Raw genomic sequence first — 11,740 nt, forward strand, 5'->3', positions numbered from 1 at the left:
GTCAGCGCTTGGCTATCGCATCAACCACCGCTGTGAGGGCCTCAGGGACCTTCCCAGCGTCGCTGCCGCCGCCTTGGGCGACGTCGTCCTTGCCGCCACCGCCGCCGCCGAGGATCCCTGCGGCCAGTCGGACCAGTGCCCCGGCTTTCACGCCTGCTTCACGGGCGGCTTCATTGGTTGCGATAAGGATGACGGGCCGATCGTTGCTGACACCCGCCACTGCCACAGTGGCAGCGTCTGAGCCCAAGCGGCTGCGCAGGTCCAAGGCAAGGTTCCGGAGGTCGTCGGCTCCCCCGACCTGGCCGGCGTCGTGGGCTATGACGCGGACGCCGGCAGCGTCCTTTGCGGTTCCCACCAGATTCGCAGCCGCTGCAGCAAGCTGTTCCTTGCGGAGGCGGTCGAGTTCCTTTTCCGTGGCCTTGAGCTTGCTGAGGGTGCTGGAGATGCGGTCCGCAAGTTGTCCGGACGGAACCTTGAGGAGTTCGGTGAGTTCAGTCACCAGAGCTCGTTCGGCAGCCAGGTGGCGGAATGCGTCCAAACCAACGAAGGCCTCTACACGGCGGTTTCCCGAACCAACGGACTGCTCGCCGAGGAGGGAAAGGCTGCCGATCAGCGACGTGTTGGAAACGTGCGTGCCACCGCACAACTCACGGGACCACGCGCCGTCGATCTCTACCACGCGCACTTCACTGCCGTAGTTCTCACCGAACAGTGCCATGGCGCCCAAAGCCTTGGCCTCAGCCAGTCCCATCACCTTGGTATCCACGCGGAAGTTGTTCCGGATGGCGATGTTGGAGACCTCTTCGATTTCGGAGCGGGTGGCCGTGCTCAGGCCTTCACCCCAGGCGAAGTCGAAGCGGAGGTAGCCGGCCTTGTTGTACGAACCGCGCTGCGTGGCTTCCGGCCCCAGGATCTGGTGCAGGGCGGCATGCACGATGTGCGTACCGGTGTGTGCCTGCTCGGCTGCGTGGCGGCGTTCGCGGTCGACGGCGGCACGAACCAGCGCGTCGGAAGCAATTTCGCCTTCGCGGACGATTGCCTTGTGCACGCTCAGGCCCTTGATGGGACGCTGGACGTCCAGGACCTCCACCACGAAGCCATCGCCGGTGATAAGGCCGGTGTCGGCGGACTGGCCGCCCGCTTCGGCGTAGAACGGGGTTTCGTTGAGGACGAGCTCGATTTCGTCGCCGGTGGAGGCGTGCGCCACAGCGCGGCCGCCGCTGACGATGCCGCGAACCTTAGCCTCGCCTTCAAGTTCGTCGTAGCCCGTGAAGACGGTCTCGCCCTTGCCGAGGAGCTCTTGGTAGGCACTGAGGTCGGCGTGGCCGCCCTTTTTGCCCTTGGCGTCAGCCTGTGCGCGCTGGCGCTGTTCGAGCATGAGCGCACGGAAGCCCGCCTCGTCAACCTTGAGGCCGGCCTCTTCCGCCATCTCCAGGGTCAGGTCAATCGGAAAGCCGTAAGTGTCGTGCAGGGCGAAGGCATCGGCGCCGGACAAAGGACCTCCGGCAGCCTTCGACTCAGCCACCGCGTCCTCCAAGCGGGCCGTACCCGAAGCAATGGTGCGCAGGAACGCCTTCTCTTCGGCGTAGGCGATGCGGCTGATACGGGCAAAGTCAGTCTCCACCACCGGGTAGACACCCTTCATGGCGTCGCGTGAGGCGGGAAGGAGGTCCGGCAGGCAGGCCTTTTCGACGCCCAGCAGGCGCATGGCGCGAACAGCACGGCGGATCAGGCGCCGCAGCACGTAGCCGCGGCCTTCGTTGGAGGGTGATACGCCATCGGCGATCAGCATCAGGGCGGAACGGATGTGGTCACCCACCACGCGCATACGGACATCGTCCGTGTGGTGCGGATCGTCCGGGGACTCGGCGGAGGTGTACTCACGGCCCGACAATTCGGCGGCTTTGTCGATGACAGGACGGACCTGGTCCGTCTCGTACATGTTCTCGACGCCCTGAAGGATCATCGCAAGGCGCTCCATGCCAAGGCCTGTGTCGATGTTCTTCTGTGGCAGTTCGCCGACGATGTCGAAATCCACCTTGGAGCGGACGTTCTCAATCTGGTACTGCATGAACACGAGGTTCCAGATTTCGATGTACCGGGTCTCATCGGCGAGGGGTCCACCCTCGATGCCGTAGGCGGGGCCGCGGTCGTAGTAGATCTCCGAGCAGGGGCCGGCGGGGCCGGGCTGGCCTGTGGACCAGTAGTTGTCAGCCTTGCCCATGCGCTGGATGCGCTCAGCCGGGATGCCGGTATTCTTGAGCCACAGTTCCTTGGCTTCGTCGTCCTCTTCGTAGACCGTCACCCAAAGGCGCTCGGCGGGAAGTCCATAACCGCCGTCGTCCACGCTGGTGGTGAGCAGTTCGAAGGCGAACTTGATGGCGTCTTCTTTGAAGTAGTCACCGAAGGAGAAGTTGCCGCACATCTGGAAGAACGTTCCATGCCGGGCTGTTTTGCCTACTTCTTCAATGTCTCCGGTGCGGATGCACTTCTGCACGCTGGTTGCACGCTTGTAGGGAGGCTCTTCGCGTGCGGTCAGGTAAGGAATGAAGGGAACCATTCCGGCCACAGTGAAGAGAAGTGACGGGTCGCTGGAAACGAGCGACGCGGAGGGAACGGCGGTGTGGCCCTTGCTGACAAAAAAGTCCACCCAGCGCTTGGTGATCTCCTGCGACTTCATTAGCTGATTACTTACCCTTCTCAATTCACTGCACACGATGTGCGCGGACCGGCTGGTGCCGTTCCGCAGCTTTCCATTCTGCCCTGTTGAGGGCCTGGGAGCGAACCGCTCCTGCTACCGTCCGCCTGCTGCGGCGTCATCGATCCCGAGCGCGGCCCGGAGATCCTCTTCCCGTTGGTGCATGCCCGACCGCACTGCATCGGCGAAGTCGAACAGCCCGTCAGCCATCCGGCCAACGGCACGGTTCAAACCTTCGGGGCCCAGGTTTGCCTGCGCCTCGGTGATCTTGCGGAAGGCGATGACGCCGATTGCGACGCCAATGCCCATCCAAACGATTCTCTTCATGGGTTTCTGGTCTCCCTGTGTTCAGCTACTGATTGTTCGGCGGCTGCTTGTTCAGCGGCTGCGACGGCCTGAGGAAGGGGCCCGGCGGCCAGCGAAGGCGGAACGGACGCCATAGCTGAAGGCGGCCACCTTGATCAGTGGCGAACCCACTGTTGCGGCCACAAGCGAGGACAGCGCAGAGATGTTGGCCGACGCGTCGGAAACGTTGGAGGCGATACCGTCAACCTTCTTCAACTGCTGGTTGGTGGTAGAGACCGTTGCGGTCACTTCGTCCATCAGGGGCGTTGCGCCGTCGCTGATGGAACGGATGGAGGTGCGGACCTCGTCAAAGACGCTGCCCAGCTTCAGGATGGGCACGGCCAACAGCAAGACAAGGAGCGCAAAGACTCCTGCTGCGATGAGGCCGGCGATGTCGCCACCAGACATAGAACTCTTCTCCTAGGATCGTTGCGCTGCCTTGCACCCGCCATGTTGTGGCTTTGGCCAAGGCCTCCCCAAGTACCTTACCTACATTGGGCCGGTACCTTACATACAAAGAAGCCCGCGGCGTTTGCCACGGGCTTCTTTGTATGCGCTGCTTGGATTTAGCGAGCGTAGAATTCGACGACGAGCTGCTCTTCGCAGATCACGGGGACCTCGGAGCGCTTCGGGCGACGAACCAGGCGGGCCTGCAGAGACTCGATCTTGACGTCCAGGTAAGCCGGCACGTTGTTGAGGACGTGTGCGCCAGCAGCTGCCACCTGGAACGGGGGCATAACCTCGGAGCGGCTGTGAACGTGGATGAGCTGGCCTTCGCCAACGCGGAAGGACGGGCGGTCCACGCGGATGCCGTCAACCATGATGTGGCGGTGCACAACCAGCTGGCGTGCCTGTGCGATGGTGCGGGCGAAACCGGCACGGAGCACGAGGGCGTCCAGACGCATTTCGAGCAGCTCAACCAGGTTTTCACCGGTGAGGCCCTTGGTGCGGCGTGCTTCTTCGAAGGCACGGGTCATCTGTGCTTCGCGGATGCCGTACTGGGCGCGCAGACGCTGCTTTTCGCGCAGACGTACGGCGTAGTCGGAGTCCTGCTTCTTGCGGGCACGGCCATGCTCACCGGGGCCGTACGGGCGGCGCTCCATGTACTTGGCGGCCTTGGGGGTCAGAGCAATGCCGAGTGCACGCGAGAGGCGTGCGGTACGGCGAGCACGAGTGTTGTTAGCCACTTGTGTCCTTCCAATTACTGCGGTGTGTCAGTGTTACTGGCCTCCATCAGGGAGAGCATCGGCCAACCGCTGCCTCTTGCTACTAGCCCGGGCGCACAGCACTAATGAGGAAATCTTCAAAGGGATTGTGCGTCGGGCCATGCCAGACAAGCAACTATCCTACCATGTGCAGGCCCGCCACCCACTGTCGGCCTCCTGCTGTGGTCTACTCACCGCGGACTATCTTGCGAAGGCGTTCCAATCTTGCTGCGATGTCCCGTTCGGCGCCATTGCTGGTGGGCTCGTAGTAGTCCTTGCCCACCAAATCATCCGGCGGATACTGCTGGGTTGCCACGCCGTGTGGCTCGTCGTGCGCGTACTTGTAGCTCTTGCCGTGTCCCAGCTGCTTGGCCCCCGGATAATGCGCGTCACGCAGATGCATGGGGATTCCGCCGCCGAATCCGGCCCGGACATCTGCCACGGCTTTATTCAACCCCATGTAGGCGGCATTGGACTTGGGTGCGGTGGCCAGGTGGACCACAGCCTCGGCCAGGACAATGCGGCCTTCCGGCATACCGATCAGTTGGACCGCTTGCGCCGCGGCTACCGCTGTCTGCAGCGCCGTGGGGTCAGCCATGCCAATGTCCTCCGCAGCTGAGATCACAATGCGGCGGGCCACGAACCGCGGGTCCTCGCCGGCTTCCAGCATGCGGGCCAAATAGTGAAGGGCAGCGTCCACATCCGAGCCCCGGATGGACTTGATAAAGGCGCTGGCCACATCGTAATGCTGGTCGCCGGCGCGGTCGTATCGAACGGCCGCGGCGTCCAGTGCCCTCTCGGTGTGGCGCAGTTCCACCAGTACCGGCGCGTCAGGCGCGCCGTCGTTGGCAAGTCCCGGTTCGCCGTCGTCGCCGACCTCCTCCGCCTCGGCGGAGCCGATATTCCCGACGGCGGCGGAGTCACCGAACGCTACACCGGCGGCAGCTTCCAGCGCCGTCAGCGCCCTGCGGGCGTCGCCTCCGGACAACCGGACCAGATGGTCCAACGCCTCCGGGCTGAGCTCCACGCGACCGGCAAGGCCACGGGCGTCGGCCACGGCCCTCTGCAACAGACCCGAGATGTCGTCGTCGGTGAGCGGCTTCAGCGTCAGCAACAGCGAACGGGACAGAAGCGGCGACACCACCGAGAACGACGGGTTTTCCGTAGTTGCTGCCACCAGCACCACCCAACGGTTCTCCACTCCTGGCAGCAGTGCATCCTGCTGGGCTTTGTTGAAGCGGTGAATCTCGTCGAGGAACAGGACCGTGGTTTTCTTATACAAGTCCCGGGCCGTCAAGGCCTCGTCCATGACGCGCCGGACATCCTTGACGCCTGCCGTGATGGCCGACAATTCAACGAATTTCCGCCCCGGGCCGCGGGCGATCACGTGAGCCAGGGTGGTCTTGCCGGTTCCAGGCGGACCCCACAGGATGACCGAGCTCGGACCCGCCGGTCCGGCCGCCTCCGCCCCGGCTGCCAGCTGGCGCAGGGGTGAACCGTGCCCCAGCAGATGCTGCTGCCCCACGACGTCGTCCAAAGTGCGGGGCCGCATCCTCACAGCCAACGGGCTGCGCTGCGACGCCATCCAGTGAGCGTCGGAAGGCCCCCCGGCGGCAGGCAGTTCCTCCGACTCGTCGTCGTTGACTGCACCGGCACCAAAGAGATCTTCCACATGGATAGGCTACTCATAGTTCCAGCAAAGGAGACATCCACCATGGACCGTCCTGCATCGGCCCCGCCGCAGCACTCCGGCAACCGGACCGCTGTGGTGCCCGCAGCAAGGTTGCAGGGTTGGCTTCACCGTTTCACTGCGAGCCATGGTCCCGTTGTTGAAGACTTCGACGACGGCGGGTTGATCCTGCGCGCGGCCGACGGAGCAACCGCATTGTTGCGGGCGCCGTGGCCGACCGACGGACGCCCGGGCCGGGGCGCTACCGAGCTGGAGCGCATGGCCTCGCTTGCCAGCCAGGAACGCGGCCTTGGCCTGCTGCTGGTGCGCAGGGGCGGCTACGCCCTGGCCGCCGCCAGTGGCTCCACCATTCTTGGTTCAAAAAGCGGTAACCGCTTCGTTGAGACCAAAGCAACAGCCGAGCACGCCGCGAGGATCTTCAACGAACACCGCATCGAGTACATAGTTCCTGGCGGGGACCGTGCTTTGGTGGGTCAAGTGCTCGCCCACCCCGCACTCAAGGCCGTGTCCGGACGTACCCGCCTGGCTTTCCTGGACGTTCAAGAGCCCAAGGCCGCGGCGCTGGCGAAGGCCGCGGCGGACGCCTGCTCGGTGCGGATCATCGTGACTGATCCGTCCGCATAGGAGCACTGTTCAACTCAGGAGCACTCTTCAACAGCCGCCGGGTGCGCGTTTCAACGGAGCCTGGCGATACACATAGCTGCCGTATTCAGAGAAACCGGCTTGGGCGTAGAGCGACTGCGCTGCGCTATTGGCTGCTGTCACCAACAGCCAAAACCCTTCCAAGCCCTTCTCGGCGCCGCCCTCAAGCAGGCACGCCAAGACCTTGGCTCCGTATCCGCGCCTACGGTGGGCTGCCGACGTCGCCATGCTGTAGATACCGCCCCAACCGTCCACCAAGGCAAGCCGTCCGACGGCGGCGGGGACGCCGTCGTCATCCCGCACCAAGGCATAGAGCGAGGGACAAGCGGTGAGGATCTTATGGGCGACGGACAGTTCAGCGGCACCGCCGCGACCGTCGACAGACCACCACACCTCAAGCCATTCTTCCGAGGGCCGGTGGGAGATCTCCACGTCCGGGGAGCCAGGAGGCAGACCGTCCACACCACGGACCATGATCCTTGTCTCAGACTGCCGCGTGAAGCGTTGCCCGTCCAACACGGAATTAAGGGCAGCACTCCGGGAATCCTCGAAGACCTGGAAAATCAGTGGCAGCCGTCGTTTCCGGTACCACTGAGAAGCCGAGCGGATGGCCGCTTCGAGTCCGCCTTCAGCGGAAAGACCGGAATCGTGACCCTGTATGGACCTCGGCCACACGGAGTTGGCCCGTTGCGTCACTCCATCCGAGGCTCGGAGCACCCACTCCCCTGCCGCCTCCCGCTCAAGGGCGGGCCAGGCTTTGTCCATGAGTGACTCGATGGTGGCTTGCTCAACCACGGCCGGTTCACCTTTCGTCGAGGGAACACCAAAGGCTCCCCACCGAGGTGGAGAGCCTTTGGCTACAGATTTACTCGGATGTCGTTTCCGGCTTGGCCGCAGGCTTGGCCTCCGGCTTGAAGTCGACGCCTGCCTCCTTGCGCTGCTGCGCCGTGATCGGAGCCGGCGCCGCAGTCAGGGGGTCGTAGCCGTTGCCTGACTTCGGGAAGGCAATGACGTCGCGGATGGACTCCACGCCGGCGAGCAAGGCGACGACGCGGTCCCAGCCGAGGGCCATGCCGCCATGCGGAGGTGCGCCGTACTTGAAGCCCTCCAGCAGGAAACCGAACTTCGTTTCGGCGTCTTCCTTGTCCAGGCCCATGAGCTGGAAGACGCGTTCCTGAACTTCGCGCTCGTGGATACGGATGGAGCCGCCACCGATTTCGTTGCCGTTGCAGACGATGTCGTAGGCGTAGGAAAGTGCGGACTCGGGGTCCTTGTCGAACGTGTCCAGGAACTCGGGCTTTGGCGAGGTGAACGCGTGGTGTACTGCCGTCCACTGGCCACCGCCGACAGCGACGTCGCCGGAAGCGACGGCTGCTGCAGCGGGCTCAAACATCGGCGCATCCACGATCCACACGAAAGCCCAGTGTTTGGGATCGATCAGACCCGTGCGGTGACCGATTTCCACGCGGGCAGCTCCGAGGAGGGCGCGGGCGGCTGACTTCTCGCCGGCCGCGAAGAAAATGCAGTCGCCGGGCTTGGCGCCAACAGCGTCGGCGAGCCCCTCACGCTCGGCCTCCGTCAGGTTCTTGGCAACCGGACCAGCAAGCTCGCCGTCTTCCTTGAAGAGGACGTAGGCCAGGCCTTTGTGCCCGCGCTGCTTGGCGAATTCCTGCCAGCCGTCCAGAGTTCGACGGGGTTGTGACGCGCCACCAGGCATGACGACGGCGCCCACGTATGGTGCCTTGAAGACGCCGAAGTTGGTGTCCTTGAAGAACTCAGTGAGCTCGGTCAGTTCAACGCCGAACCGCAGGTCCGGCTTGTCCGAGCCGTATTTGGCCATCGCATCCAGGTAGGTCATCCGGCGGATCGGAGTGGGGATCTCGACATCGATCAGCTGCCAGAGTGCCTTGACGATTGCTTCGCCGAGCTCAATGACGTCGTCCTGGTCCACGAAGCTGGCTTCGATATCCAACTGCGTGAATTCCGGCTGGCGGTCCGCACGGAAGTCTTCATCGCGGTAGCAACGGGCAATCTGGTAGTACTTTTCGAAGCCGCCCACCTGGAGGAGTTGCTTGAAAAGCTGCGGCGACTGCGGAAGCGCGTACCAGGAGCCCGGGGCCAGACGTGCCGGCACGACGAAGTCGCGGGCACCTTCCGGCGTCGAACGCGTCAGCGTGGGCGTCTCAATTTCGATGTAACCGCGCTGATGCAGCAGTTCGCGTGCCACACGGTTGGCCTCAGAACGCAGGCGCATGTTGCGGGCGGGGCCGGGACGGCGAAGGTCCAGGTAGCGGTGCTTGAGCCGTGCTTCCTCGCCAACTTCGACGTGCTCGTCGATTTGGAACGGAAGCGGCTCGGAGGTGTTGAGGATGACGACTTTATCGGCCATGACCTCGATTTCACCCGTAGCCAAGGCAGGGTTCTCATTGCCTTCAGGACGCTTATTGACCGTGCCCGTCACCTGCAGGACGTATTCGTTCCGCAGGCCGTGGAAGACCTCTTCCTCACGGACAACCACCTGGGCGACCCCGGAGGCGTCACGCAGGTCAACGAATGCAACGCCACCGTGATCACGGCGGCGGCCCACCCAGCCGGCCAGGGTAACGGTTTGTCCAATGTGCTCGGAGCGAAGGGATCCGAGGTCATGTGTGCGCAGCACAGCATTCCTTTCAGCATGAAATTTATAGGGATCGCCGCAAAGACGATCCCGTCCGAGTTTACCCGCCCCGGCCGCGGCTCCCGCCACGAGGACGGAACGAAGGGTGCGGGAATCAGGCAGTGGTGACTCGAACGTGCAGGTCTTCTTCCGAAGGTGTCCACGTCGCCGGGTCGGCGTCCACCTGTTCTCCGGAGCGGATGTCCTTGACCTGGTGCTGGCCGTCGTCGTCGGTGAACCAGACGAAAGGGATTCCGCGGCGGTCCGCGAACTTGATCTGCTTGCCGAACTTCTCAGCCTTGGCCGCAACCTCGGTTGCGATGCCACGACCACGCAGCTGGGCCCCGATGTCCTGGGCGGCTGACCAGCTGTCGTCGGTGTTCAGGGCAACAAGGACCGCGGTTGGCACTGAGCGGGATGCCGTGGCCAGTTCCTGGCTCAGGATGCGGGAGACGAGTCGGGTCACGCCGATGGAAAGGCCGACGCCGGGGAACTTGCGGTTGCCCTTGCTCGCCAAAGCGTCGTAGCGTCCGCCGGAGCAAATCGAACCAAGCTGCTCGTGGCCGACCAGCACGGTCTCCACGACGGTCCCCGTGTAGTAGTCGAGTCCTCGCGCGATGCTCAAGTCCGCGACTACTTTGCCCGGGGCGCGCTGTACAGCTGCCTGGATGACCTGCTCCAGCTCGTTGAGGCCCTCTTCCAGAAGCTCATCGGTCACACCCAAAGCACGCACCTGCTGGACGAACGACGTGTCTTCCGTGCGGATGCCGGCGAGCTTGAGAGCCAGGGCCGCTTGTTCCTCGGTCGCTCCCAGTTCGCTATTCAACAGCTCAGCGACTTTCCCGGCGCCGATCTTCTCCAACTTGTCGATGCTTCGCAAAACGCCAGCGGTGTCCGTCAAACCAATGCCGCGGTAGAACCCTTCCGCGAGTTTGCGGTTGTTGATTCGAAGCCGGAAGTCCGGAATCGGCAAGGCACTCAGGGCCTCGGCGATGACCAGCGCGATCTCGACGTCGTAGCGGAAGGGCAGCTCGCCATCGCCCACGACGTCGATGTCCGCCTGGGTGAATTCGCGGGCGCGACCCTCCTGAGGACGCTCGCCCCGCCATACCTTCTGGATCTGGTAGCGGCGAAAGGGGAACGCCAGGTACCCGGCGTTCTCCACCACATAGCGTGCGAAGGGAACGGTGAGGTCGAAGTGCAGGGCCAGGGCGTTGGGATCTGCCTTGTCCGCTTGGTTCTGCTTCGCGGCGTCTGCCTCATCGTCCTGAAGCCTGCTCAGGCCATAGACCTCTTTGTCGATCTCGCCTTTGCGGAGCAATTGGCCGACCGTTTCCACAGCCCTGGTCTCAATGGAGGAAAATCCGTGGAGTTCGAATGTCTTCCGGAGCGTGTCCAGCACGTGGAGCTCCACCAACCGCTCCTGGGGAAGCCACTCGGGGAATCCGGACAGGGAGGCGGTACGTGCCATGGTGGAAATGTCTCCTCGAAGAAAGCTGACCCAGCCCAACAGCGCCGCAGCTTTAAACACCCGTTCGGCGTTTACAGGGCGGGCGTCCAGCCGGTCATGCATAAACTATGTGCGGCAGCCAGTTTATGCTTTCCGCGCGTGCACATCTAATGCAGCACGCCCGGGTTCCTGTCGGCAGCCAACGAACGTGGACACAATCAGGAGGACTCTTGGCAACAAGGTCGCGGGATGACCGCGAAGCGAAACGGCGCATCAGGCAGATGGAAGCCAAGCGTGCCCTGCGACAGGAACAGGGCAAGCGGCGCAAACGCGACAACACCATCGCCATCGGCGCAGGAACCGCGGCGGTGATTCTTGCCGTCGTTCTGCAATTGACGGTGTTCAGCTCGAATCCCACCGAGGCTGAGTTCGCCGCGGCCGAAGCCGGGCTCAGTTCTCCGTCCGCTTCACCGGCGGCCTCAAACAGTGCCGACATTCCCAGCCCCGACACTGCCGCGGGTAAAACCTTCACTGGTGAGCTCGCCTTGAACAGCGGCGTCATTGGCGTTGAACTGAACGGAACCGCTGCGCCACAGGCTGCCGCGGTGCTCAAGTCGCTGAGCGACGCCAGCTACTACAACGGCGCGTTCTGCCACCGCCTGACCACATCCGAAACGTTTGGGCTCCTGCAATGCGGCGCGAAGACCGAAGATGGCGCCGATGACGCCAACTACCGCTGGGGGCCTCTGGAAAACACTCCGGCGGACAACAAATACCCCGCGGGAACGATCGCTGTTGCCCGCACCGGGAACGACGCCTACGGCAATGGCCACCAGTTCTTCATTGTGTATAAGGACACCACCATCCCTGCGGACACGGCCGGTGGCTACACCGTGGTGGGCAAGGTAACCAGCGGTTTGGACGTGGTCACCACGATTGCGGCCGCAGGCCTCAAAGCTGGCGTAAACACCGGCGACGGCGCCCCTGTGGCACCTGTCACGATAGACTCGTTTTCTCTGAAGTAACCAGCCCCAGGCCCCGGCCCGGGGTGCAT

The 11,740-nt window shown here is 63.6% G+C and carries 10 protein-coding genes; 2 read left to right on the forward strand and 8 right to left on the reverse strand.

Features of this window, described 5'->3' with window-relative positions:
* Window position 1: 1 nt before the first annotated feature.
* The 5 genes from alaS to FQP90_RS03800 all read right to left on the reverse strand — a co-directional run bounded on the left by alaS (window position 2) and on the right by FQP90_RS03800 (window position 5,920).
* The gene (alaS, locus tag FQP90_RS03780; protein WP_144648389.1) at window positions 2-2,680 is read right to left on the reverse strand and encodes an alanine--tRNA ligase; all 2,679 of its coding nucleotides are present in this window, start codon (window positions 2,678-2,680) and stop codon (window positions 2-4) included.
* 114 nt (window positions 2,681-2,794) lie between these two features.
* Window positions 2,795-3,025 carry a hypothetical protein gene (locus tag FQP90_RS03785; protein WP_208759929.1) on the reverse strand — a complete coding sequence of 77 codons (231 nt, stop codon included), beginning with the start codon at window positions 3,023-3,025 and terminating at the stop codon, window positions 2,795-2,797.
* 51 nt (window positions 3,026-3,076) lie between these two features.
* Complete coding sequence (locus tag FQP90_RS03790; RefSeq protein WP_144648390.1) at window positions 3,077-3,451, reverse strand: DUF948 domain-containing protein; 375 nt, start codon at window positions 3,449-3,451, stop codon at window positions 3,077-3,079.
* Between the two features lie 158 nt (window positions 3,452-3,609).
* Window positions 3,610-4,230, reverse strand: a complete 621-nt coding sequence (rpsD, locus tag FQP90_RS03795; RefSeq protein WP_144648391.1) for a 30S ribosomal protein S4 — start codon at window positions 4,228-4,230, stop codon at window positions 3,610-3,612.
* A 205-nt stretch (window positions 4,231-4,435) separates the two neighbouring features.
* Window positions 4,436-5,920: a replication-associated recombination protein A gene (locus FQP90_RS03800; protein WP_144648392.1), complete on the reverse strand. Its 1,485-nt coding sequence runs from the start codon at window positions 5,918-5,920 to the stop codon at window positions 4,436-4,438.
* A 42-nt stretch (window positions 5,921-5,962) separates the two neighbouring features.
* On the opposite strand from FQP90_RS03800, the gene FQP90_RS03805 reads away from it, so the two are divergent.
* The gene (locus FQP90_RS03805; RefSeq protein ID WP_144648393.1) at window positions 5,963-6,562 is read left to right on the forward strand and encodes a Vms1/Ankzf1 family peptidyl-tRNA hydrolase; all 600 of its coding nucleotides are present in this window, start codon (window positions 5,963-5,965) and stop codon (window positions 6,560-6,562) included.
* Between the two features lie 27 nt (window positions 6,563-6,589).
* On the opposite strand, the gene FQP90_RS03810 is transcribed toward FQP90_RS03805, so the two are convergent.
* From FQP90_RS03810 to hisS, 3 genes are all read right to left on the reverse strand, one after another.
* Complete coding sequence (locus FQP90_RS03810) at window positions 6,590-7,375, reverse strand: GNAT family N-acetyltransferase (RefSeq protein ID WP_144648394.1); 786 nt, start codon at window positions 7,373-7,375, stop codon at window positions 6,590-6,592.
* A gap of 70 nt (window positions 7,376-7,445) precedes the next feature.
* A complete protein-coding gene (aspS, locus tag FQP90_RS03815) occupies window positions 7,446-9,239 on the reverse strand; it encodes an aspartate--tRNA ligase (protein WP_208759930.1) in 1,794 nt (597 codons plus the stop codon).
* A 112-nt stretch (window positions 9,240-9,351) separates the two neighbouring features.
* Window positions 9,352-10,707 carry a histidine--tRNA ligase gene (gene hisS / locus FQP90_RS03820; RefSeq protein WP_144648396.1) on the reverse strand — a complete coding sequence of 452 codons (1,356 nt, stop codon included), beginning with the start codon at window positions 10,705-10,707 and terminating at the stop codon, window positions 9,352-9,354.
* A gap of 209 nt (window positions 10,708-10,916) precedes the next feature.
* Here hisS and FQP90_RS03825 point away from each other — a divergent pair, with 209 nt between their 5' ends.
* A complete protein-coding gene (locus FQP90_RS03825) occupies window positions 10,917-11,711 on the forward strand; it encodes a peptidylprolyl isomerase (protein ID WP_208759931.1) in 795 nt (264 codons plus the stop codon).
* The last annotated feature ends 29 nt before the right edge of the window (window positions 11,712-11,740 follow it).

This window comes from Paenarthrobacter nitroguajacolicus (genome assembly GCF_007786235.1).
In the GTDB taxonomy this organism is placed as follows: Bacteria; Actinomycetota; Actinomycetes; order Actinomycetales; family Micrococcaceae; genus Arthrobacter; species Arthrobacter nitroguajacolicus_A.